This is a genomic window from Actinomadura sp. 21ATH (assembly GCF_041951345.1).
Classification (GTDB): Bacteria; Actinomycetota; Actinomycetes; order Streptosporangiales; family Streptosporangiaceae; genus Spirillospora.
Map to the genome: position 1 here is coordinate 611586 of NZ_JBGNUR010000002.1, position 22717 is coordinate 634302.

Annotated in this window: 14 protein-coding genes; 4 read left to right on the forward strand and 10 right to left on the reverse strand. The window is 74.3% G+C overall.

What is annotated here, in order from left to right:
• The first annotated feature begins 10 nt into the window (after nucleotides 1-10).
• The gene (locus tag ACA361_RS09340) at nucleotides 11-1090 is read left to right on the forward strand and encodes a DUF2293 domain-containing protein (protein WP_375011428.1); all 1080 of its coding nucleotides are present in this window, start codon (nucleotides 11-13) and stop codon (nucleotides 1088-1090) included.
• On the opposite strand, the gene ACA361_RS09345 is transcribed toward ACA361_RS09340, so the two are convergent.
• Nucleotides 1087-2232, reverse strand: a complete 1146-nt coding sequence (locus tag ACA361_RS09345) for a glycerophosphodiester phosphodiesterase (RefSeq protein ID WP_375011429.1) — start codon at nucleotides 2230-2232, stop codon at nucleotides 1087-1089. The two genes, ACA361_RS09340 and ACA361_RS09345, sit on opposite strands and share 4 nt — an antisense overlap.
• A 239-nt stretch (nucleotides 2233-2471) precedes the next feature.
• Between ACA361_RS09345 and ACA361_RS09350 the strand changes: the two genes are divergently transcribed.
• Nucleotides 2472-4001 (forward strand): alkaline phosphatase D family protein, encoded by a 1530-nt coding sequence (locus tag ACA361_RS09350; protein WP_375011993.1) that lies wholly within the window; start codon nucleotides 2472-2474, stop codon nucleotides 3999-4001.
• Nucleotides 4002-4024: 23 nt separating this feature from the next.
• Nucleotides 4025-4480, forward strand: coding sequence for a hypothetical protein (locus ACA361_RS09355; RefSeq protein WP_375011430.1), 456 nt, complete (start codon nucleotides 4025-4027; stop codon nucleotides 4478-4480).
• On the opposite strand, the gene ACA361_RS09360 is transcribed toward ACA361_RS09355, so the two are convergent.
• The 3 genes from ACA361_RS09360 to ACA361_RS09370 form a co-directional block, all read right to left on the reverse strand.
• A complete protein-coding gene (locus ACA361_RS09360) occupies nucleotides 4447-5910 on the reverse strand; it encodes a hypothetical protein (protein ID WP_375011431.1) in 1464 nt (487 codons plus the stop codon). The genes ACA361_RS09355 and ACA361_RS09360 overlap by 34 nt on opposite strands.
• A 66-nt stretch (nucleotides 5911-5976) precedes the next feature.
• Complete coding sequence (locus tag ACA361_RS09365) at nucleotides 5977-6762, reverse strand: aldo/keto reductase (protein ID WP_375011994.1); 786 nt, start codon at nucleotides 6760-6762, stop codon at nucleotides 5977-5979.
• Between the two features lie 176 nt (nucleotides 6763-6938).
• Nucleotides 6939-7385, reverse strand: a complete 447-nt coding sequence (locus ACA361_RS09370; protein ID WP_375011432.1) for a nitroreductase/quinone reductase family protein — start codon at nucleotides 7383-7385, stop codon at nucleotides 6939-6941.
• A 122-nt stretch (nucleotides 7386-7507) separates the two neighbouring features.
• On the opposite strand from ACA361_RS09370, the gene ACA361_RS09375 reads away from it, so the two are divergent.
• On the forward strand, nucleotides 7508-8200 hold the full coding sequence (locus ACA361_RS09375; protein ID WP_375011433.1) for a TetR/AcrR family transcriptional regulator: 693 nt from the start codon (nucleotides 7508-7510) through the stop codon (nucleotides 8198-8200).
• Between the two features lie 21 nt (nucleotides 8201-8221).
• Here the strand turns inward: ACA361_RS09375 and ACA361_RS09380 are convergent, their stop codons facing one another.
• The 6 genes from ACA361_RS09380 to ACA361_RS09405 all read right to left on the reverse strand — a co-directional run bounded on the left by ACA361_RS09380 (nucleotide 8222) and on the right by ACA361_RS09405 (nucleotide 22691).
• On the reverse strand, nucleotides 8222-8893 hold the full coding sequence (locus tag ACA361_RS09380) for a dienelactone hydrolase family protein (RefSeq protein WP_375011434.1): 672 nt from the start codon (nucleotides 8891-8893) through the stop codon (nucleotides 8222-8224).
• Nucleotides 8894-8953: 60 nt separating this feature from the next.
• Entirely contained in the window at nucleotides 8954-12091 is a 3138-nt protein-coding gene (locus tag ACA361_RS09385) for a family 78 glycoside hydrolase catalytic domain (protein ID WP_375011995.1), read from the reverse strand.
• Nucleotides 12092-12147: 56 nt separating this feature from the next.
• Nucleotides 12148-14670 (reverse strand): beta-L-arabinofuranosidase domain-containing protein, encoded by a 2523-nt coding sequence (locus tag ACA361_RS09390; RefSeq protein ID WP_375011435.1) that lies wholly within the window; start codon nucleotides 14668-14670, stop codon nucleotides 12148-12150.
• Between the two features lie 8 nt (nucleotides 14671-14678).
• Nucleotides 14679-16733 carry a trehalase family glycosidase gene (locus ACA361_RS09395; RefSeq protein ID WP_375011436.1) on the reverse strand — a complete coding sequence of 685 codons (2055 nt, stop codon included), beginning with the start codon at nucleotides 16731-16733 and terminating at the stop codon, nucleotides 14679-14681.
• A 106-nt stretch (nucleotides 16734-16839) separates the two neighbouring features.
• The gene (locus ACA361_RS09400; protein WP_375011437.1) at nucleotides 16840-19824 is read right to left on the reverse strand and encodes a glycosyl hydrolase; all 2985 of its coding nucleotides are present in this window, start codon (nucleotides 19822-19824) and stop codon (nucleotides 16840-16842) included.
• A 38-nt stretch (nucleotides 19825-19862) separates the two neighbouring features.
• Nucleotides 19863-22691: a family 78 glycoside hydrolase catalytic domain gene (locus ACA361_RS09405; protein WP_375011438.1), complete on the reverse strand. Its 2829-nt coding sequence runs from the start codon at nucleotides 22689-22691 to the stop codon at nucleotides 19863-19865.
• Nucleotides 22692-22717: the final 26 nt, after the last annotated feature.

Consider the following 22717-nt stretch of genomic DNA (forward strand, 5'->3'; position numbering starts at 1 on the left):
TTTGTCCGCCGTGAGCGAAGTGCACGACACCCGGCTGGGGCGCCGGGTCACCGAGGCGGCCGCCCTCCTGCTGAAGCGGTCGCACGCCGTCTCGCCGGTCGAGGTCTTCCAGCGGATCGGCTGGCTGGCCCCGCCCCGCGTGGACGAGTGGCGCCAGGGCCGGATCGACCCCCTCGAAGCGGCCCTGACCGTACGGCCCGACAAGATCGCCGCCGCGCTGCGGGCGCTGCGCGAGTGGGCCGAGGCCGAGGGCCTGGAGCCCGCCGAGACCGCCTACATCGCCGCCACCCGCGACCGGCGGGCGCTGCGCTTCACCGCGCGGGACGGCGCCGGCGCCGCCGAGGCCGAGCGCGCCTACCGCACGCACTGGATCTCCCCCGGCCTGTCCCCCGCCCGCCGCGAGGCGCTGGCCGCCCGGCAGAGCAGGGCGCCCGACCTGGTCGCGATGGTCCCGGACAAGGACTGGACCTGCGCGTCCTGCCGCGGCACCGGCGCGTACCTGGTCATGGAGGACGACGAGCCGATCTGCCTCGCCTGCCACCTGGTGTTCCTCCCCGCCGGGAACGCCGCGCTCAGCCGGCGGGCCAAGAAGGAGAGCGGGCTCGCGGCCGTCGTCGTCCGCCTCGACCGGCGCCGCAAGCGCTACCGGCGCCAGGGGATCCTCGTCGAGGAGCGGGCCCTCGCGCGGGCCGAGGAGCAGTGCCTCGCGGACGACGACGCGCGGGCCCGGCGGCGCGAGCGCGACCGGGAGCGCCGCGCGGACCGGGACGTGGAGTTCCAGGGACGGCTGGCCGCCGAGATCGTCCGGCTCTACCCGGGCTGCCCGGCCGAGCGGGCCGAGGCCATCGCGCTGCACGCCGGGCAGCGCGGCAGCGGCCGGGTCGGCCGGACGGCGGCGGGCCGCGAGCTCGACACGGACGCCGTGCGGCTCGCCGTGATCGCGTCCGTCCGGCATCTGGACACCGGCTACGACGCGATGCTCATGGCGGGCGTCCCGCGCCGGGAGGCCCGGGACCGGATCCGCGCCACCGTGGACGCCGTCCTGGACGGCTGGCGGCGCGGACCCGGGCCCCGGCCCGGCGCGCCTTAGCCGCGCGACTTCAGGAACGCGGTGCGAGCGATGATCGCGGTGTCGGGGTTGTCGCTGAACAGGCCGTCGATGCCCGTCCGGTAGAAGATCTCGTACTCCTTCAGCGCCTTGCCGTAGTCGCCCGGCGCGGTGCCGTTGCGCAGGTCGGCGGGCAGGAACCGGTTCTCGTTCCGGAACGTGTACGGGCTGACCTTGAGCCCGGCGGCGTGCGCGTCCCGGACCAGCGGGGTCGGGGTGCCGAGCGTGCCGTCCGCGTTCAGCGGGATCACCCGGCTCTTCTCCGGGCCGATCCAGTCGGCGTAGGTGCCGATCTCCTTCAGCCCGGCCGGGGTGACCATGTCGGCGTACGTCGGGCCCTGACCGCCGGCGACGGTGTCGTACGGGGCGCCGGAGGTGGAGATGGCCTGGAGGACCGGCACCTTCAGGCCCTTGTCCAGCATCCGCAGGCTCGTCGGCTCGAACGACTGCACGATCGCCCGGCCGTCGCGGTGGTCCAGCCCGTTCCGCTTCAGGGTGGCGATGACGGTGTTCTCCAGCGGCAGGCCGATGGAGCGGAAGTACGTCGGGTGCTTGGTCTCGGGGAAGATCCCGACCGTCCGCCGGTGCCGCTTCCCGAGCCGCTTGGCCAGGTCGATGACCTCCTGGAGGGTCGGGACCTGGTAGAGCCCGTCGTAGACGGTGTTGCGCTGCCGGATGTCGGGCAGCCGCTCGATCGCGCGCAGCGTCTTCAGCTCGGCGAGCGTGAAGTCCTCGGTGAACCAGCCGGTGACGTTCCGGCCGTCGATCCTCTTGGTGGTCCGCCGGTTCGCGAACTCCGGCCGGTCCGCGACGTCGGTGGTGCCGCCGATCTCGTTCTCGTGGCGGGCGACGAGCGCGCCGTCCCTGGTGGGCACGAGGTCGGGCTCGATGTAGTCGGCGCCCATCCGCACCGCCAGCTCGTACGACTCCAGCGTGTGCTCGGGGCGGTACCCCGAGGCGCCCCGGTGCCCGAGCACGATCGGCGCGGCCTTCTCCGGCGCGGCCCGGCCGGGCGTGGCGGGCGCGGCCGCGGCGGGGGTCGTGACCGTGAGCAGGGGCAGCAGCACGGCGGCGGCGCCCAGCAGCGCGGCCGTCCGCCTTCTCGTCGTCGTACCGGCGGCCATGTCGGCTCCTCTCCCGCGGCCACCGCGGGACGCCCGTCGCCCCATCGATCACCGCGCCCGGACCGTATCGGGCCGGCCCCGTCCGAGCCAGGATGCGCGCGGTGACGGCCCGGCCAACCCTGGCCGTCGGGTCCGTGAACGGGCACGACGCGGAACGATCTCTTCACTCCGCGTTGCGCTCGCGGTCCCCCGCTCCTTCCGCGGTCCTCGATCCGGTCGCCTGCACTGGACGCGTGGACATGTCACGCAGGTCGTTCCTCGGCACGGGCCTCTCCGTCGCCGGCCTGACTCCGCTCGCTCCCGCCGTCTCCCGCCGTACCGCCGACCCGTTCGAGCTGGGCGTCGCCTCCGGGGATCCCGTCCCGGACGGCGTCGTCCTGTGGACGCGGCTGGCGCCCCGCCCGCTCGCCGAGGACGGGCTCGGCGGCCTGCCCCCCGGCCGGGACATCGGAGTGGAGTGGCAGGTCGCGGAGGACGAGCGCTTCCGGCGCGTCGTCCGTACCGGGCGGGCCACGGCGCGCCACGCGAACGCGGGGAGCGTCCACGTCGAGGTCGACGGCCTGCGGCCGGGCCGGGAGTACTTCTACCGCTTCCGCGCCGACGGGCACCTGTCCGGCACCGGACGCACCCGGACGGCGCCCGCGCCAGGTACGCTGCCGGCGCTCACCTTCGCCGCCGTCTCCTGCGCGTACTACGAGCACGGGTACTTCACCGCCTACCGGCGCGCGGCCGAGCGGCACCCGGGACTCATCGTCCACCTGGGCGACTACATCTACGAGGACTCCGCCGAGGGCGATCAGCCGCTCCCGATCGTGCGGCGGCACTCGGGCGGCATGTGCCTGTCGCTCGCCGCCTTCCGCCGCAGGCACGCGCAGTACAAGACCGACCCCGATCTCCAGGCGGCGCACGCGGCGGCCCCCTGGGCGGTGATCTGGGACGACCACGAGCTGGAGAACAACTGGGCCGGCCGGACCCCCGGCAAGAAGACGCCCGGCTTCGCGGCGCGCAAGCGAGCGGCGTTCCGCGCCTACTACGAGAACATGCCGCTGCGCCGCTCGACGCTGCGGCCCGGCGGGCGGCTGCGGCTGACGCGGCGGCTGCACTGGGGCGACCTGGCGACGTTCCACCTGCTCGACACCCGGCAGTTCCGATCCGACCAGCCCTGCGAGGACGGGCTGCGCACCGGCTGCGACGCCCGCCTGCGCGAGCGCCGGGCGCTCCTCGGCGCGGACCAGCTGGCCTGGCTCGACGCCGGGCTGCGCGCGTCGCGGGCCCGCTGGAACGTCCTGGCGCAGCAGATCTTCCTCGCCCAGCGCGACCACCGCCTCGGCCCCGGCACGGAGCTGGCGATGGACGGCTGGGACGGGTACGCCGCCGAGCGCCGCCGCCTGACCGGTTCCCTGCTGGCCTCCGGCGCGCGCAACCCGGTCGTGCTGACCGGCGACGTCCACGTCGCGCACGCCAACGAGCTGCGGGCCGACTTCGACGATCCCGACTCGGCCCGGGTCGGTGTCGAGCTGGTCGCGACGTCGGTGGCCAGCGACGGCGACGGGTACCACGACCCGGTGGCCGGCGCGGCGGTCCGCGCCGAGAACCCGCACATCGCCCACATCGACCAGCGGCGCGGCTACGTGCTGTGCGCGGCGGGGCCGGGCGAGCTGCGGGCGGAGTTCCACACCGTCCCGTACGTGACGCGGCGCGGCGCCCCGGCCGCGGTGTCCGCCGCGTTCACCGTGCCCGACGGCGCCCGCTCGTTCGGGAACGCCTGACCGCCGGGCGCCGTCCAAGGCCCATGAGAGCGCGGCCCGTCCTGTTCGCCCTGGGGGCGCTGCTCGCGCTCGCGCCGGCCTGCGCCCCGCACGAGCCCAGGGGCGGGACGGTGCGGCCCCGCCAGGTCTTCACCCTGGCCATCGGCGACACGGCCCGGCTCCAGGGCACCGGCCTGGCGGTCACGCTGCGGGACGTGCGCGACGACAGCCGCTGCCCGCCGGACGCCGACTGCGGCTGGCAGGGCGACGCGACGATCGTCGTCGCCGTCCGTGCCGGGCACTCCGCGCCGGCCGAGCACGAGCTGCACACCAATCCCCGGCCGGCCCGCTCCGTTCCGCCCGGCCCGGACGGCGACCACCGGGCCGTCCGGCTCGACGGCCACACGCTGCGCCTGGCCGGGCTCGCCCCGCCCAACCCGTCCGGCGGCGAGGTCGACCGCGGCGACTACCGGGCGCGGTTCGCCCTCCACCCCGCCTGACCGAGCGCGAAGCCGAGGAGCCCGCCCGCCTCCAGCGGTACGGCCGTGCCGCGCGGCGCCGCCCCATCGACCGCGGTGACGGCGCCGCCGAACCCGGCCGCGCCGGGCGCCCCGATCAGCAGCGCGCCGCGGCGCACGGCCAGCGACCAGCCGAACTGGGCCTCCGGACCGTACGGCGAGGTGATCGTGACGCTCCTCCGCCGGTCCGGTCCGCCGCCGCGGCTTCCCCGGAGGATCCGCACGTGGCCGTGCCCGGGCGCGCCGGCGGCCAGGTCGTCGATCCCGTCGCCGGTGAGGTCGCCGGCCGCCAGCGCCGCGCCGAAGCGGTCGTACGGCCCCTTGGCGCCGCGCCCGTGGAGCGTCGGTCCCCGCTGACGCAGCGTGCGGCCGTCGACCACCTGCACGGCGCCCTGCGCGTCCCCGGTGGCGGCGCCCGGGTCGTCGTCCTCGCCGGGGATCCCGATCGCCAGCTCGGCGCGGCCGTCGCGGTCGAAGTCGCCGGCGGCGAGCGCGGCGCCGAAGTGGTCGAGCCGTTCCGGGGTGCCGCCGATGCCCGGTCCGTCCTGCGCGACGCGGCGCGCGGACCGGGCCGGCGGGTCGAGCACCGTGACCGCGCCCTCGCTCCTGATCCCGTCCCCCGGGGCGCCCACGGCGATCTCCGCGCGGCCGTCCCCGTCGAGGTCCGCGGCGGCGAGCACGGTGCCGAACCCGTCGGTCTGCGCCGCCTCCTGCCCGACCCAGCCGGTCCCCTGCGTGACCAGCGGACCGGGGCGCAGGCCGGTCCCGTCCAGCCCGAAGACCGCGACTCCCCCGCCGCCCGCCAGCCCGGGCGCGCCCACGACCAGCTCGTCGTCCCGGTCGCCGTCGAGGTCGGCGGCGGCGAGCGCGGCGCCGAACCGGTCCGTCCCGTACGGGCGCCGCAGGTCGCGCACGGTCAGCGGCCGCCCCGGCCGCAGCCCGGCCGGGGAGCCGTGGAAGACCTGCACGGCGCCGTGCCCCTCGGCTCCGGGACGGCGCGCGCCGGCCACCTCGTCCGGGACGCCGACCGCCAGGTCCGCGCAGCGGTCCCGGTCGAAGTCCCCGATCGCCAGGGCGGCGCCGAAGCCGTCGCCGGCCTCGGGCGGATCGGCGGCCTGGACGAGCGACGGCCCGGTGCGGTCGCCGTAGCGCACGGCGACGCGGCCGGCGCGGGCCCGGCCGCCGACCGCGGCGTACGGGGCGCCGGCGGCCGCGTCGGCGGTGCCGTCACCGTCGAAGTCGGCGCCCCTGCCCCGGCACGGCCCGCCGGCCGGCGCGCGCAGGCCGGCCAGGGCCGCGGCCGGGGCCGGGGCCGGGGCCGGGACCGCGGCGATCAGCGGCGGCGCGGACGCGGCCGGAACGCACAGCGGCAGCAGGACGGCGACCTTGCGGAGGCGGGGGGCGAGGATCACACCCGGACCGTCCCCGCCGCGCGGAACGCCGGGTCACCCGGCGGATGTCCGCCGGGTGAAGACTCCCTAGCCGAACGTCGCGGGGTCCGGGCCGAGCCGGGTGCCGCTGTCCATCGCGCCGATCGCCGCCATCTCGGCGTCCGACAGCTCGAACCCGAACACGTCGAAGTTCTGCGCGATCCGTGCCGGCGTCACCGACTTGGGGATGACGACGTTGCCGAGCTGGAGGTGCCAGCGCAGCACGACCTGCGCCGGGGTACGGCCGTGCGCCTCGGCGATCGGGGCCAGCGCGGGGTCGTTCAGCAGGCCCTGCCCCTGGCCGAGCGGGCTCCACGCCTCGGTGCGCACGCCGTGCTCCTCGTGCAGCGCCCGCAGCTCCTCCTGCTGGAGGTAGGGGTGCAGCTCGATCTGGTTGACCGCCGGGACGACGTCGGTCTCCTCGATCAGCCTGGTCAGCGCCCCGGCGGTGAAGTTGGAGACGCCGACGGCCCTGGCGCGCCCGTCGGCGTGCAGCTTCTCGAACGCCCGCCAGGTGTCGAGGTAGAGGTCCTGCTTGAGCGCGGGCCAGTGGATCAGGTAGAGGTCCACGTAGTCGAGGCCGAGCCGCTCCAGGCTGGCGTCGAAGGCGCGCAGCGCGGCGTCGTATCCCTGGTCGTCGTTCCACAGCTTGGTGGTGACGAACAGCTCCTCGCGCGGGATCCCGGAGCCGCGCAGCGCCCGGCCGGTGCCGGTCTCGTTCTCGTAGATCCTCGCGGTGTCGATGCTGCGGTAACCGGTCTCCAGCGCCGTCGCCACCGCGCGCTCGGCCTCGTCGTCGGCCACCTGCCACACGCCGAAGCCGAGCTGCGGCATGGCGGTGCCGTTGTTGAGCGTGACATCGGGAACAGTCACGGTGCTTCCCCCCTGGTCAGAACACTTGTCGATCTTCTTCCAGGATAGGCACCCGGCCGATCCGGTTTCGCCCGGCATGCCCCGGCCGGCCGGGCCCGCTGCCGAGCCCGTGCCGGAGAGCGGGCCGTCCTGGCCGGTCAGTTGATCCGGAAGACCGGAACGGTGGGGGCGACCCGGACGAGGTCGGCGTCGGTCGGCTTCTTCGGCAGGTCCTCGAAGAAGCGGCCGACCTCCCACCCCCAGCGCTTGAAGTAGGCGCGCAGCGCCGGGAGCTTCTCCTCGTCGGGCAGCTCGGTGACGGTGAACGCCTCCACCTTGCGGCCCAGCCGCAGCTCGCCGCCGCCCGCGACGCGGATGTTGCGCACCCAGTGGGTGTGGCCGCGGGCCGCCACCAGGTAGCGCTCCCCCTCGTGGGTGAGCAGGTTGACGGGGTTGGTCCGCCATTCGCCGCTGGTGCGGCCGCGGACGGCCAGCACGCGGGTGCCCAGCAGGCTGATCCCGTGCTTGGTCAGGAACCCCACGGCGCGGTTGAAGTGGACCTCGAAGCCCTTGCCCTCGACGTAACGCTGCTCGATCGCGGTCATCTCCGCCTCCATTTAGTGAGCACTGCTCTCGCTTGAGAACAGTGTGCACGCTGCGGCGCACAAAAGCAAGAGCAGTGCTCTCGTATTTGTTCGGCGATCTGCGATCTGCGAGACTGCTCGCCATGAACGCGAGCCGTACCGCCCGCGAGCGGGCCCGGGCCGAGCTGACCCGGGAGATCAAGGAGGAGGCCCGGCGGCAGCTGCGCGCCTCGGGGGCCCAGGGGCTGTCGCTGCGCGCGGTGGCCCGCGAGCTCGGCATGGTCTCCTCGGCGCTCTACCGCTACTTCCCCAGCCGGGACGAGCTGCTCACCGCGCTGATCATCGACGCGTACGACGCGCTCGGCGCGCGGATCGAGGCGGCCGCCGGCACCGGCGGCGGCTTCCGGGAGCGGTGGCGGGCGTGCTGCACCGCCGTACGGGAGTGGGCGAACGAGCACCCGCACGAGTACGCGCTCGTCTACGGCTCACCGGTACCCGGCTACCAGGCCCCCGAGGCGACGATCGGCCCGGCGTCGCGCGTACCGGTGGCCCTGCTGTCCCTGGTCCGCGACGCGTGGCGGGAGGGCGCGCTCACCGAGCCGGACGACGCGCTGTCCCCCGAGCTGGCCGAGCAGGCGAGGCGGACCGCCGCGGTCATCCCGCCGGAGATGCCGGGCCCGCTGCTGGTACGCGGCGCCATCGCCTGGACGCAGCTCTTCGGCATGGTCGGCTTCGAGCTGTTCGGCCACCTGAACGGCACCATGGACCCGGCCGGCCCGTTCTTCGCCCACACCGTCGACCGCATGGCCGACTTCCTCGGCCTCCCGCCCGCCTGAGAATCCCGCCCGCCTGATCGGCTAGGCGAGTTCGGTGCGGAGGAACTCCAGGGTGCGGTCCCAGGCGAGCGCGGCGGAGTCGGCGTCGTAGACGGGGCGCTGGTCGTTGAAGAACGCGTGGTCGGCCGGGTAGACGTGGAACTCGGGGGTGATGCCGGCGCCGCGCTCGATGGCGGCCGCCAGCTCGGCGCGGGCCTCCGCCGGGACGGACGCGTCCCGGTCGCCGAAGTGGCCCAGGACCTTGGCCTTGAGGCCGCGGAAGTCGGGCAGCGGGCCGGGGACGACGCCGTAGAAGGGGACGGCCGCGCCGATCCTCTCCCCCTCCCTGGCGGCGAGGAGCAGCACGAAGCCGCCGCCCATGCAGAAGCCGACCGCGCCGGCGCGGTCGCCGGTGACGTCGTCGCGCGCGAGCAGGTGGTCGACCGCGCCGGACAGCAGTTCCACGCCGCGGGCGGCGGGCAGCTCGCCGGCCATCTTCGCCGCCTCCGCCGGGTCGTGGGCGACGCGGCCGCCGAACAGGTCGGGCGCCAGCGCCACGAACCCCGCCCGCGCGAAGCGGTCGGTCACGTCCGCGATGTGGTCGGTCAGGCCCCACCACTCCTGGATGACGATGAGGCCGGGACCGCTGCCGGACGGCGGGGTGGCCAGGTAGCCGTGCCCGCCGTCGAAGGTCGTGTTCTGCCGGGATTCCATGGGTTCGATCTTGGCGAGCCCGGGCGGGGCGTGCAAGAACGCCCCGCCCGGGCGTGCCGGTCAGGAGGTGAACGTCCAGGTGCCCGAGCCGACGGTACGGGTCGCGCCGCCCGGCACGTGCACCTCGGCGGTGCTGCCCGCGGGCACGGTCACGGTCAGCTCGACCTTGTCCCCCGTCCTCTTCCAGGAGGTGCGGACCTCGCCGTACGGCGTCATGCGGGTGCCGGAGGCGGAGGTGAGGTCGCCGACGACGGACGGCCTGATCAGCAGCTTGCGGAAGCCGGTCGAGTCCGGCGCCTGGTCGATCCCGGCGAGCCGGGAGGTGAACCAGTTGTCGATGGTGCCGAGCATGAAGTGGTTCTGCGACTGGCCGCTGGTGCCGTCCCAGAACTCGCCCAGCGCCGTGTTGCCGTGCACGACCTGGTAGCCGTAGCTCGGGCTGTCCGTCCGCGTGGCGATCTTGTAGACGACGTCGTCGCGGCCGTTCTCCGACAGCACGCGGAACGCCGAGGGCAGCGAGATCTCGCCGAGCAGCAGGTGCCAGCCGGCCTGCTCGATGCTGCCGACCAGGTGGTCGAGCAGCCGCTTCCTCTGGTCGGCCGGGACCGCGCCCATGTCGAGCGCGATGGCCTCGGCGCCGTGGCCGCCGTTGGCGAACGTGCCGGTCTCGGCGTTGTAGTACTTGTCGGACAGGGCCTTGGAGCTGAGGTCGGCGGCGGCCTTGTACTTCGCGGCGTCCGCGGCCTGCCCCAGCGTGCCGGCGATCTTGGCGAGCGTCTCGTTGACCCGCCACCACCCGTAGGTGGCCGAGACCGTCTTCGGGAACGTCTTGTCCGGGGTGATCCAGTCGCCGAGGCTGTAGTCGGTCAGCCCGCCGCTGACCCGGGTCTCCAGGTGCGCCGCGTACCGCTTCATCGCCGCGTAGTGCGTGCGCATCGTCTCGGTGTCGCCGTACGCGCGGTAGAGCTGCCACGGCACGACGACGAACGCGCCGCCCCAGTTGGAGTCGTCCCGGTACGAGCCGGACAGGACCGTGTAGTCGGGGACGGTCGACGGGACCAGGCCGGTCTCGGTCTGCGCGTCCGCCATGTCCTGGACGACCTTGCGCAGGTGCGCGTGCACGTCGTAGTTGGCGTGCAGCGGCTCGCCGACCAGGTGGATCTGCTCCAGCCAGCCGAGCTTCTCGCGGCTGGGGCAGTCGGTGAAGACGCTCATCATGTTGCCCTCGATCGCGCGGCGGATCAGGCCGTGGATCCCGTTGATGAGCCCGTTGGACGAGGTGAACGACCCCGCCGACCGGTTGTCGGTGTGCAGGACCTGGCCGTTCACCCTGACCGACGCGCCCTCGGGCAGCCCGCGCACCTCCAGGTAGCGGAACCCGTGGTAGGTGAAGCGCGGATGCCACGTCTCGGCGCGGTCGCTCCGGGTCGTGTACTCGTCCCAGATCGGGGCGCCGACGTTGCTGATCGACTGGTACGGGCGGCCGTCGCGCAGGCTCTCGGCCATGACCATCCGCACGGTGGTGCCCGCCGGGGCGTCGATGGTGATCTCGGGGCGGCCGGCGATGTTGCGGCCGATGTCGAAGACCTGGTACCCGTCGCCGGAGCCGATCTTCTTGCCGGGCAGCTCCTCGATCACCCGGACCGGCTCGGCGGACCGGCCGCTGAGCGCGGTGTCCGGGCCGGGCGCCGCGACCGGGACGGCCGCGTCCCAGCCCTCGCGGGACGCGCCGGGCCGGTCCCAGCCGGGCCGCTCGCGGCGGGCGTCGTGGTCCTCGCCGCCGTACCAGTTGGAGAACGTGACCGGCCCGAGCACGGTCCGCCAGCTCCCGTCGGTCGCGACCCGCTGGACCCTGCCGTTCGCGAGCGTCACCTCCAGCTGCGCGATCAGCTTGGGGTCGCTGATCGTTCCCGCGAACTTGCGGTAGCGGTCCGGGGTGGAGATCACGTTGGCGGCGCCGTTGCCCAGCTCCACGCCGATGGTGTTGCCGCCCGGCTTCAGCATCCGCGTGACGTCGTACGTCGCGTACGTGACGCGCTTGGCGTAGCCGGTGTTCGCCGGCTCCAGCTCGGCGTCCCCGATCCGCCGCCCGTTCAGGCGCGCCTCGTACACGCCGAGGCCGGAGACGTACAGCCGGGCCGAGCGCACCCCGCGCGGCAGCGCGAAGTCCTTGGCGAACATCGGCAGCGCCTCGGGGACGGGCGACTTCGGCGGCTCCTGGTCCTGGATCCGCGCCCGCTCGGTGTACGGCCCGTCGGCGGCGTCGGCCGTGCTCACGGTGAAGTCGGACGGCGCGTACGGCACCTTGCCGCCCTTGATCCCCTGGTCGGTGCGCGGGTAGAGCAGCACCTGGTCGAAGTCCTTGGCCGCCTTGAGGTCGACGGTCAGCACGATCGGCTTGCCGGCGACGTCGGCCTTGCCGTACGCGGAGCTGGACCAGCCTGCGAAGCCCTGGTTGGTGGTCTGGGTGCCGTCGGTGAGGTAGCGCGGCGCCCACACCCGGTTGACGTTGCCGCCGGTGTCGGACGGCGTGACCGTGGTCCCGGCGGCGAGGTTGGTGCCGGGGTCGGCGGAGTCGCGGACCTCCAGCTCGGCGAGCTGGAGCCGCCAGGTCTCGTCGGGCAGGTTCTCGACCTTGGGCAGGCCCAGCTCGGTCACGTCGATCCGGACGTACCGGGCGGTGGTCCTGGGCAGCTTCACCACGATGGGCTCGGGCTTCTTGTCCTTGACCTGCCAGTCCCGGTGCCCGATCCAGCCGCCCGACCAGTCGTTCTTCGCGGTCAGGCCGGTCTCGAACCAGGCCGGCGCGGACCAGCCGGAGTCGCGGCCGCCGGTCCACACCTTGACCCGCCAGTACACGCGGGTGCGGCTGCCGACCTTCTCGCCGGCGTAGTCGACGCGCTGGGCGGCGGACGCGACCCGCCGCGTGTCCCACAGGTCGGCGCGGCCGCTCCGCAGGCGGCTCTCGCTGGTCGCGGCCTGGATCTGGTACGCGGTCTGCGCCGCGTTCCGCCCGGTCGTGCCGAGCCGCCAGGTCAGCGCGGGGGTGGTGTCGTCGATGCCGAGCGCCTGCCGGAGGTCGGCGGCGCGGAGGCCGGTCGCGGCGCCGCGGCCGGGGTCGGCGTGCGCGGGTACGGAGAGTGCGGCCAGTGGCAGCGCCGCGGTGAGTGCGGCCGCTGCGAGGCCGCGCAAGGGCATGCGCAAGAGAACTCCTGTCAGGGGGAATCCGGGGGAAGAGGAGAACGGGGCGGAGGTCAGCGGGCCAGGTCGGCGATCTCGGCGGCACCGAGCGCGTGGTTGTAGATCCGGAAGTCGGCGAGCCGGCCGTGCAGGAACGGGTGCCGGGTGTCCTGGGAGCGGCCGAGGAAGTTCTGCGAGGTCGCTCCCAGGACGAGCGGGCCCATGGCGAGCCCGTCCTTGCGGCCCGCCGCGGCGCCGTCCACGTACAGGACCGCGGAGCCGCCGCCGGCCGTCACCGCCACGTGCGTCCAGGCGCCGGTGGGCAGCGCGGCGGCGGCGTCGGCGAGGTCCTCGCCCTCCATCCCGCCGATCTTCATCGCGAACCGCGCCCGGCCCGCCCCGGTCCGCGGCGTGACGAAGAAGTACGTCTGCCGGTTGAAGCCCAGGTCGAAGATCCGGATGTTGTTCACGAGCGAGTCGAGCCGCACCCGGACGGCGACGGTCAGCGCCTCCAGCCCGGTGATCAGCCCCTTCGGCAGGGCGACGTGCCCGCCCGTGCCGTCCAGCGCCAGCTCGCCCCCTCTCCAGGACGCGGAGCCGGCGAGCGCGGCGTCCGGCCACCGCCCGGTGCGGTCGGCGGCGGACGTGCCGCGCCCCTCGTCCAGCGGGTAGTGCGCCACCAGGCCGGGCCGGTGCCGCGGCGCCGGGGTCGCCCAGTAGACGTTGTAGCGCTGGTGGTGGATCTCGTGGAACGGCGACAGCCGGATCTCGGCGCCGTCGGCGCGCGCGGTGAAGTGCAGGGGTTCGCCCCGCACCGGGCGCAGCGAGCGCGGGTCGATGGCCGGGAACGTGTTCAGATCCCGCTCCCCGTACGCGCCCGCGAGCACGACCGGGCCGTGGCTGGCGGCCTGGATGTGCGGGTTGTCGGGGGCCTTGCGCCAGACCGTCTCCATCGGCATCGCGACCTCGACGACGTCGCCGCGCCGCCAGCGGCGCTCGACGGTGGCGTACGTCCCGGGCCGGCCCGCGCCCGGAACGGCCGCCCCGTTCGCCGTCACCTTCGCGCGCCGCCCCCGGGCGTCCAGCCAGCCGGGGATCCGGACCTTGAGCGCGAACCGCCCGCCGCCCTGGACCACCGTCAGCCGGGTCGATCCGGCGTACGGGTAGCCGGTCTCCTGGCGGAGCCGGACGCCCTTCTCGGCCCAGGTGACCTCGGACGGGATGAACAGGTTGACGTACAGGGCCTCACGCGACCGGAAGTAGACGCTGTCGGCGAACTTGGTGTGCGTCTCCAGCCCGGTGCCGTGGTCGCACGAGAAGTTGTCGTAGTCGGAGCTGTAGCTGCCGGGCGCCGCCCCGAGCCCGCCCTTCGGCTGCCGCCGCGAGCCGGGGAACAGGCCGGTGTAGTACGTGACGTACCCGTGGGCCGAGTCCGGGTCCTGCTCGCCGAGCATCTGGTTGAGCAGGGTCCACTCGTAGTAGTCCATGTACTCCGTCGAGCCGGGCGAGCCGGCGTCGTGCAGGAACAGCAGCCGCGAGAGCTTGAGCATGTTGTAGGAGTTGCAGTTCTCGCAGGTGTCCTCGCTGAGCCGGCTGACCAGCTCGCCGGGCGGGCCGAAGAACTCCTGGTTGCTGTTGCCGCCGATCACGTACGTGTGGTCGCGGACGACCGTCCTCCAGAAGAACGCCGCGATGTCGCGGTAGCGCCGCTCCCCCGTCGCCTCGTACTCGCGGACGGCGCCGACGACCTTGGGGATCTGGGTGTTGGCGTGCTGGCCGTTCAGCGCGTCGCGGCGCTCGGCGAGGGGGACGTACAGCTCGTCGTGGTCGAAGCGGCGGGCGGTGGCCAGGTGCTCGGGGTCCCCGGTGACCTGGTACAGCTCGGCGAGCACGTCGTTCATGCCGCCGAACTCGACCCGCAGGAGCGCCTGCATCCGCTCGCGCGGCAGCTTGGCCGTACGGGCACTCGCCCAGCCGGCCATGCCGGTCACGACCTGGAGCGCCTGCCGGTCACCGCTCAGCCGGTACTGGTCCAGCAGGCCCGCCATGATCTTGTGGATCGTGTAGTACGGGGCCCACGGCTTGGCGCCGGCCTCCAGCTGGTCGAACGTCTCCTCGCCGAACGCCGACAGGTAGCCCGCGGTGAACCCGGCGGCGGGCGCGGCGGCCTGGCACTTGGCGAGCTCCGCCACCAGGTACCGGCCCTTGGCGGCGTACGCGGCGTCGCCGGTGTTGGCGTGCGCCTGCGCGAGCGCCGTCAGCAGGTGGCCGGTGGTGTGCCCGCGCAGCAGGACGTCGGGCGCCTCCCAGCCGCCGCACGGCTCGGCGGACGAGGGCAGCCCCACGTTCAGCCGGAACGTGTGCAGCAGCCGGTCGGCGTCGATGAACTTCAGGTACGCGCAGGTCCGCGCCATGTTGGCGCGGAACGGGCCGTCCAGCAGCCGGACGTCCGACAGCGGGAACGGTGCCAGCCGCGCCTTCCCCGCGACCGGCCCGGCCGCGGTCTCCGCGGCGGCCGGGCCAGCGGTGGCGGGCAGGCCGATGCCGAGCGCGGTCGCCGAGGCGCCCGCCGTGCCGATGAAGGCACGGCGGCTCACTCCGGCGCTCACCTGCCGCCCACCGGCGCGCTGGTGATCGAGACGCGGCCGCGCAGCCCGCCCACGTAGACGTACTCGCCGTCGCTGCCGACCTTGTGGCCGCGCGCCCTGGTGCCGTCCCAGACCATCCGGCCGCCGACGTACACCTTGATCTTCTTGCCGAAGGTGGGGACGCCCGCGCGGCCCTCGGTGCCGCCCGGCGCGGTCAGCCGGGCGCTGTACGCGCCGTTCTCCGCGACCTTCCAGGACGCGTCGACCGGGCCCCGGGTGGTGGTGATGCGGCCCTGCGCGAACGACAGGTCGGCGGTGTGCGGGACGAAGTCGAACGTCCGGCCGCCGGCGCCGGTCGGGTTGAGGCCGAGGACGTAGAAGGTCAGGGCCGGGGTCGGGCCGGTGGCCCAGGCGTGCGCGAGGCTGACGTACGCGCTGCAGAAGACGCAGCCGTCCTCGGGGTTGCGGAACGACTCCCAGAACGTGCTCTTGGTGCCCTGCGGGTGGTCGAGCATGTAGCCCCACTGGCGCCGGATGATGTCCACGCCCGCCTTGTCGGCTGCCTGGCCGCCCGCGGCGAAGTGGGCGTTGACCTCCATCGAGCCGGCGAAGACGCCGGGGTTGCCCTTGTTCTCGGGCGAGGTGGTGGCGACGGAGTTCCAGTTGCCGGTCAGGTCCTTGCTGATCCGGCGGGCCTTGTCCTGGGGGGCGAGGCCGTACCAGACGGCGAGGCTGTTGCCGTCCTGCGGGTGGATCGGCGAGTCCGGGTACCACTTGTACGCCCCGGCCGCCTCGTCCCACAGGTGGGTGTCGACGGCGGTGCGCAGGGCCTTGGCGCGGGCGGCGTACGAGGCGGCCAGCGCCTTGTCGCCCTGGGCCGCGGCCAGCTGCGAGCCCTTGTCCAGCACCCGCCACAGCAGGACGTTGGCGAGCAGGTGCTCGCCCTTGGCCAGGATGCGGACGGCGTCGGACGTGCCGGTGATCGACAGCAGCCCGCGGTCGCTCATCTTGGCGAGGCTGAAGTCGACGGCCTTCTTGTAGTTCCCCCAGACCCCGTCCAGCCAGCGGCGGTCACCGGTGTACTGGTAGTAGTCCCAGCTCGCCGCGAGCGTCCACAGGTGGTAGGTGTCCGAGCCCCACTTGTCCAGCTCGGGCCCGGCGTAGGGCAGCTCGCCGGTGTCGCGCTGGGCCTGGTAGATGGTGGTGAGCGCGTTGCGGGCCGACTCGGTGTCGTTGAACGCCGCGTACGCCGCCGGGACCTCGATGCCCAGGTCGCCCGGCCACACGGTGCGGTCGCGCTTGGCGCCGTCCACCAGGATGGTGTCGCCGACGCCGACCTTGCCGGTGTTGTTCCACAGCGCGGCGGGCGGTTCCCAGACGCGGCCGGTGTCCGGGGCGATGGTGTTGAGCTGGACGGTGTAGGCGCCCGCGTACCAGATCCGGTTCAGCAGCGCGTCGCTGGAGTAGAAGTGGTTGGCGTAGCGGTCGGGGTCCTTCATCTTCGGGGCGGCGGTGAAGTGCAGCGAGACGCCGTCCAGCGTCACCTCGCCGGCCGCGTCCAGGAAGATCGTCAGGTAGCGGAAGCCGCCGCGCAGCTGCTCGGCCGGGGTGGTGTAGGTGGTGCGGCCGTCCACCTGGGCGTACAGCGCGCCGTCGCGGCTGCGCGGCCCGCCGGTGGAGGCGTCGCTGGTGGGCTCGCCGGCGTACACCGACGACTCGTTGAAGGCGACGCCGACCTTCGCCGGCCCGTCCGATCCGGCGAAGCGGAGCGTGGTCAGGCCGCTGACCTCCTTGCCGAAGTCCAGGGTCAGGGACGCCCCGGCGCCGCTCAGGGTGGTGCGGCGGCCCTTGAGGACGGCGTCCGGGTCGGAGACCTGGCCCTTGGTGGCGTGGACGGCCACCGGGCGGACCGTACGGGTGTCGGGCGAGAGGTTGTACGCCTCCCAGGGCCGGGACGGCCCGCGCTCATGGGCGGCCGCGGGCGGGGTGACGGCCAGCGGGACGGTGATCGCCGCCAGGCCCAGGGCCAGGGCGGCCCGCCCACGGGAACGGGTGACTACGCTGTGTCGCATGGATTCCTCGCACTCCGGTTCATGATCAGGACAGGGTCGGGGGAGTTCACCGCGGGGAGGGCGGGCCAACGCCCTCCCCGCGCTCGTCGATGTCAGGGCCTGCGGCTCAGCTCTTGATCACCGTCTCGCCGTAGGGGACGAGGCGGACCGGGCCGATCAGGCCGTAGTTCTGCCGGGACGCGCCGCCGTAGACGGCCGGGTCGGAGACCCGCAGGCGGTTGTTGAGGGTGGTGGCCACCTCGACCTCGATCGTGTTGGTGCCGCGCCGCAGGTACGGGCCGGCGTCCACCACCGGGTTGATCACGTCCACGGCGGGCAGCCGGCGGCCGTTGATCGTGACCCGGCAGGTGTCGAAGACCTCGCCCAGCTCCAGGTAGGCGCCCGGCCAGCCGTCCCGGCCGAGGTCGACGGTGGCGGTGTAGCGGCCGATGCCGGAGACGTCGGCCAGCTCCGGGATCTGCGGCCACGGCTTGAGCCCGTCGACGGTGAGGTCGTGGCGGACGGTCGCCGTCTCGGCCGCCGTCCTCCCGGGCCGCAGGTCCTCGACCTGGAGCCGCCACCGGGTGATCTCCAGCGGGGCGGGCAGCGCGCCGATCGTGGCGCGGACCGTCCGGCCGCCGGGGAGCGTGGTGGCGTACGTGCCGGCCTCGGTGTCGCGGATCGCCAGCCGGTTCCCGTGCGCGGCGCGCACCTCGGCGGCCTCGGACGCGGTCGCGTGCGGGGCGTTCCCGGCGGTGAAGGCGATGATCGTGGACTCGCTCGGCTGGAGCGACACCCGCAGCGTCACCTTGTCACCGTCGGCCTCGTAGAGGGCGATCGGCTCCGCCTCGCCGGTCCACGGGTCGAGCCGGTACGGGATCGCCCGCCGGTCGGTGCGGGTCAGGGTGATCTCGTGGTCGATGGCGGCGACCGGCGGCTTGACGGTCTCGGCGTGCTTGCCGTTGACCAGGTAGTAGTAGTCGGTCCGGCCCTCGACGCGGCGCGCGTTGAGCAGCGTCGACGCCTGCGCGTACGACGCGTCCGGCCGCACGCCCAGGGCCTCCAGCGCGGCGGGCACCTCCGGCTCGGTCGCGACGACCTTCACCTTCGGCTGCTTGAAGATCTCGCCGAGGACCGAGCGGAGCCGCTCGTTCTCCCCCTCCTGGGCGATGCCGGGGACGGTTGCGGCCGACCAGTCGCCCAGGAAGACCAGCGGCAGGCCCTTCCGGGTGAAGTCCAGCAGCCGCCGCGCGGTCTCCAGCGGGAGCGTGATCTCCTTTCCGGCGTGCCGGTCGCCTTCGACGAACAGCACCTTGTAGGCCGGGCCGCGCGGGTTGAGCCGGCCGCCGGAGACGGTCGCGCTCTTCAGCTCCAGGACGGGCGTGCTGACGAACTGGTGCGTCCATCCCAGCGGCACGCCGCTCGCGGTGAACCAGCCCGCGCCGATGCCGGTCTTGGAGTAGCCCTTCTGCCGGTACACCGCCGCGTCGATGCGGCTGGTGCCCGCCTGCATGGCCTGGTGGACGCGCGCCATGTATCCGGCGACGTCGGGGACGTGCCGCCAGGTCGGCTGGCGCGGCCCCCACGACTCGGAGAACCCGATGCCGCCGTTGTACGGGGTGAAGCCCGCGAAGCCCGGCCACGCCACGCCCGGGGCGGTCGCGTACGAGAAGCCGTGCAGGACGGTCATGTTGAGGCCGGCCGCGTAGGCGCCGCCCATGGTGCGCAGGAACTTGTCCCAGGTGGTGTTGTACGCGCCGCCCTGGTAGGCGCCCGCCTCCGACGACAGCACCTTGCGGCCGCCCATGTCGCGGCCGCCGGCCAGCGCCCGGTAGTCGTCGAGGTTCTTGAACCCCAGCGACTCCCCCTCGGGGATGTCGAGGATGGCCGCGCTCATGATCGAGTCGGTCTCCAGGCCGTACGGCTGCGCCCGGTACTCCAGCCCCAGCGAGTGCGCCCAGTCGGCCAGCGGCTGCCAGTGGTAGGCGTTGAACAGGTCGGAGACCGTGCGCCAGAAGTCGTGCCGGACGTGGGTGCTGACGGACGCCTCGTAGGCGAACACCGTCTGCTCGTTCTTGCGGACGATGACCGGCAGGTACGGCCAGAGGGAGTAGCCGCGGCGCTTCTCGAACTCGGCGGGCAGGTCCGGGGTCCAGTTGAGGGAGTCGGTCTCCAGCTCGATCGAGTCCTCGAACAGCGCCCCGCCGGCCTGCCGGATCAGCCGCCGGATCTTCGGGGTGAGCAGCCGCTTCTCCCAGAAGTCGGTGACCGCCTTCGTCCCGGCCCGGCTGAAGTGGTCGACGACCACCGAGTCCGGGGAGCTGTGCGGGCCCGACTCGGGGAGCTGGCCGCTACCGCGCCGCCAGTAGGACAGCAGCACCCACTCGCCGCCCTCGGGCGCCGTCCACGTGACGCGCTCGTTCCTCACCTGGCCGGTGAGGTCGGTGAACGAGTCGCGGGCGAGCCCGGTCTCCTTGCGGGTGGTGTTGGCCGCGTCGATCCGGACGGCGTGCACCGCGACCAGGTGGCGGGCCTTCACCCCGTGCTCGGGCGCGACGGCCGGCTCGGGCACCGGCCCGTCGTGGGTGGCGCCGCCCGCGATCCGGGCCTCGCCGTACGCGAGCTCCTGGACCGCCGCCGCGTCGTCCTGCGTGATCGACGGGACGGCCGCGGGCCAGGCCGGGCCGATGGTGAGGTCGACCGTGATCCCGCGCTTGCGGGCCTGGTCGAGCGCGGCCTCGACGCCCGCGTTCCAGGCGGGGGTGCCCCAGCCGTGGGTCGCGGGGTCCAGGACGGACTTGTCGCGGATGCTGTGGTGCACCGCGACGATCTCCGCGCCGCCGAAGCCGGCGGCGGCGATCTGGTCGATCTCCCGCCGGATCTCGGCCGGGGAGACCTGCCCGTCCGGCCACCACCAGCGGAAGCGGGGCCGGACCGGGGCCGCCGGGCGGGCGAACCCGCGGAACGGCCCGCCCGGCTGTGCGGCATGGGCGACCGCCGCGCCCCCGTACGGCAGGGCCGAGGCGAGTACCGCCCCCGCCCCGGCGGCGGTGCCCATCTGCAGCGCCCGCCTGCGGGTGACCCCGCCCTGCCCGTCGCGGTCGTCGTTCATCGTGCGTTCTCCTGGTGTGATCTGTTCGAACCGGTGAGTCAGTGGCCGGAGGCCCGGACGAAGGTGACGCGTCCGGAGCCGGTCTCGTAGACCGCGTGGCCGTCGCGCACGCCGAGGAGGCGGGCCGTGCCGCTCACCCGCACGCCGGCGGCGGAGCGGGCCGGGACGTGCACCTCGGCGCGGACGTTCACGGGTACGTCGACGGTGAGCGCGAGGCCGTCCCCGCGCCGGCGCCAGTCGACGGACACGTCGCCGCGCTGGAGCGGGACGGTGCCGGCGGCGCGGTCCAGGCCGGTCGCGGGCGGCCGGACGCGGATCGCCGAGCCGGCCGGGGCGGTCACGGCGACGCCGAGGAGCGTCCGCTGGACGTCGGCGAGCGAGGTGGCGCCCCACGGGTGGGAGTGGCTCTGCCCGGTCTCGGGCGCGTCCCAGGACTCCCACGTGAACGTGCCGCCGCGGGCGAGGATGTTGCCCCAGCCGGGCCCCTCGCGGTCGGTCAGCCGGGTCACGAAGTCGTCGGGGCGCTCGCCGAGCGCGGCCATCAGCCGGTGCGCGGTGAACGGCCCCATCCGCATGCCCAGCGAGGCGACGTGGTCGAGGACGCGCGGCCGGCCGGCGGCGGGCGCCACGCCGAACGCGAGCGCGTACGCGTTGGCGATCTGCGAGGCGTGCGTGCTCTGGGAGCCGTCCTGCTTCAGGCCGTCGACGTAGACGCCGTCGGACGGCCGCCGCAGCCTGGCGTTGATCGCGTCCGTGAGGGCCGCGGCGTCGCGGCGCAGCGCGGCGGCCTCGTCCTTCCTGCCCAGGGCCTCGGCGGTACGGGCGGCCGAGGCGAACGCGTCGACGCCGAGGATGTTGATGACCGTCCGGGCGGCGGTGTCCATGTCGTGCCCGTACCGCATGGTCGCGGGCCAGTCGATGATCCCGTACCGGTACTGGCCGGAGCCGCCCTCCAGGTTCCGCACCAGGCCGGTGGAGGGGTCGATGTGGCGGCGCACGTAGCCGGCCACGTTCGCCATCACCGGGTACGCGTCGGCCAGCGTCGCGGCGTCGCCGGACTGCTCGTAGTAGGACCAGACCCAGCCGGGGAACATCTCGGTGTAGTCCGGGATGTCGCGCTTGCCGTCGCCGTTGGGGTAGACGGCGTTGAGCCGGCCGTCGCTCCAGTAGCGCGCCTGCGAGGCCATGAACTCGCGGATCGCCTGCCGGCTGAGGCGCCGCTCGGCGTACGCGCCCATCGTGGCCAGCGACACGTCGGCCGAGTCGCCGAGGAACTGGCCCTTCTCGCGGGTCGGGGTGTCCATGAACTGGGTCTGCGAGCCGTACAGCGCCGACCGCCGCATCAGGTCGAACGCGGCGTCCACGCCGGGGTTCGAGGTGCGCAGCCGGGCGGTCCTGGCCAGGTCCACGTCGGTGTGCTGGACGACCGCGCCGATGTCCTCGGGGCGCACGCCCGCGCCGGGCGCGATCTCGAAGTAGCGGAAGCCCTCGTAGGTGAACGCGCGGAACGTCTGGTCGCCGTCGCGCTGGGTGTAGCCGTAGCTGAGGTCGGTGCTCTGGTTGTCGCCTTTGGAACGTGACACCGACCCGTCCGCCGAAAGGACGTACCCGGCGTCCATGTCCACGTGCCGGCCGGCCTCGCCGTCGCGGAACCGCACCACCGGCACGGCCGGGACGACGGTGCCGAAGTCGGCGACCAGCGCTCCCGACGCCAGTCTCGTGACCTTCTCCGGCCGTACCTTCGTGTACGTGAGCCCGGCCTCCTGCGCCTGGAGCCGCTTGAACACCGGGGTCGGGTGGGCGCCGGCGACCTGGGCGGGCGCCCAGCCGGAGGCGTCGAACCCGGGCCGGTCCCAGCCGCGCGGCTCGGCGGAGCCGTCGATCTCCTCGACGTAGTCGCCGCCGTCGCCGTTGCGGCGCGGCGCGGTCTTCCAGTGGGCGCGCGCGACCTGCCAGGTGCCGTCGGTGACGACCACCTGGCGCTCGCCGTTCGCGTGCTCGACGACCAGCCGCATCAGCAGGCCGGGCTCGCCCTTGGGCCGGCCCTGCCCCGAGCCGTACCAGTGGTAGAGCGCTCCGATGGTGGCCCGCTGCCCGGCGCGCAGCCTGCCGGTGACGTCGACCGTCCGGTAGAAGCCGTCGTCGGGGTAGGAGAACGTGCCGCCCCGGTCGACGACCTCGCCGTTGACGTGCAGGGCGTACTGGTGGCTCGCGGCGATGTGGACGCGCGCCCGCACGACCCGCGACCTCCCGACGGTGATGTCCTTGCGGGCGAGGGTGTAGTCGTCGGCCTCGGCGGTGGTGCGCCGGATCCAGCTCGCCTGCCAGTCCTGGTCGCGCAGGCCGGTCTCGAACGCGGCGGGCCGCGACCAGCCGGACCTCTTGCCGGTCCGGTCCCAGGTGCGGACGGTCCAGGTGTACGCGGCGCCGGAGGCGAGGGCGGGCCCGGCGTACGGCACGTACTCCTGGCGCGAGGAGGCGACCCGGCCGCTGTCCCAGACCTTCCGCCCCTGCGCCCTGACGAGGATCCGGTACGCGGACTGGACCTCGCCGGCGTCGGTGTCGCGGGGGCGCCAGCCGAACATGGGCGTCCCCTCCACGTTCAGGGGCTCGGCCCGGTCGCCGACGGTGAGGTGGGCGGGCGGCCCGGGCGCGTGCCCGGCGGCGAGCACGGCCGCGTTCGCCGTGCCGGGGCCCGCCGCGACGGAGGCGAGCAGCGCGGCGGCGGTGAGGGAGGCGAGCAGGGCGCGCCGCGGCCGGCGGGCCGGACAGGACTGGACGGACTGGACGGGCCGGGAGGGCCGGGAGGGCCGGGAGGGCTGGAAGGGTTCGGAGGACTGCGAGAACGGAGAGGACAGGGAGGACACAGGTCTCCTCTTCGGTTTTCGAGCAT

Excerpts from the sequence above, each read along its gene's own strand:
- ACA361_RS09345 (WP_375011429.1), bottom strand. The coding sequence starts at position 2,232 with ATGGCCGCCGGTACGACGACGAGAAGGCGGACGGCCGCGCTGCTGGGC.
- ACA361_RS09350 (WP_375011993.1), top strand. The coding sequence starts at position 2,472 with ATGTCACGCAGGTCGTTCCTCGGCACGGGCCTCTCCGTCGCCGGCCTG.
- ACA361_RS09355 (WP_375011430.1), top strand. The coding sequence starts at position 4,025 with ATGAGAGCGCGGCCCGTCCTGTTCGCCCTGGGGGCGCTGCTCGCGCTC.
- ACA361_RS09365 (WP_375011994.1), bottom strand. The coding sequence starts at position 6,762 with ATGCCGCAGCTCGGCTTCGGCGTGTGGCAGGTGGCCGACGACGAGGCC.
- ACA361_RS09370 (WP_375011432.1), bottom strand. The coding sequence starts at position 7,385 with ATGACCGCGATCGAGCAGCGTTACGTCGAGGGCAAGGGCTTCGAGGTC.
- ACA361_RS09375 (WP_375011433.1), top strand. The coding sequence starts at position 7,508 with ATGAACGCGAGCCGTACCGCCCGCGAGCGGGCCCGGGCCGAGCTGACC.
- ACA361_RS09380 (WP_375011434.1), bottom strand. The coding sequence starts at position 8,893 with ATGGAATCCCGGCAGAACACGACCTTCGACGGCGGGCACGGCTACCTG.
- ACA361_RS09385 (WP_375011995.1), bottom strand. The coding sequence starts at position 12,091 with ATGCCCTTGCGCGGCCTCGCAGCGGCCGCACTCACCGCGGCGCTGCCA.
- ACA361_RS09395 (WP_375011436.1), bottom strand. The coding sequence starts at position 16,733 with ATGCGACACAGCGTAGTCACCCGTTCCCGTGGGCGGGCCGCCCTGGCC.
- ACA361_RS09400 (WP_375011437.1), bottom strand. The coding sequence starts at position 19,824 with ATGAACGACGACCGCGACGGGCAGGGCGGGGTCACCCGCAGGCGGGCG.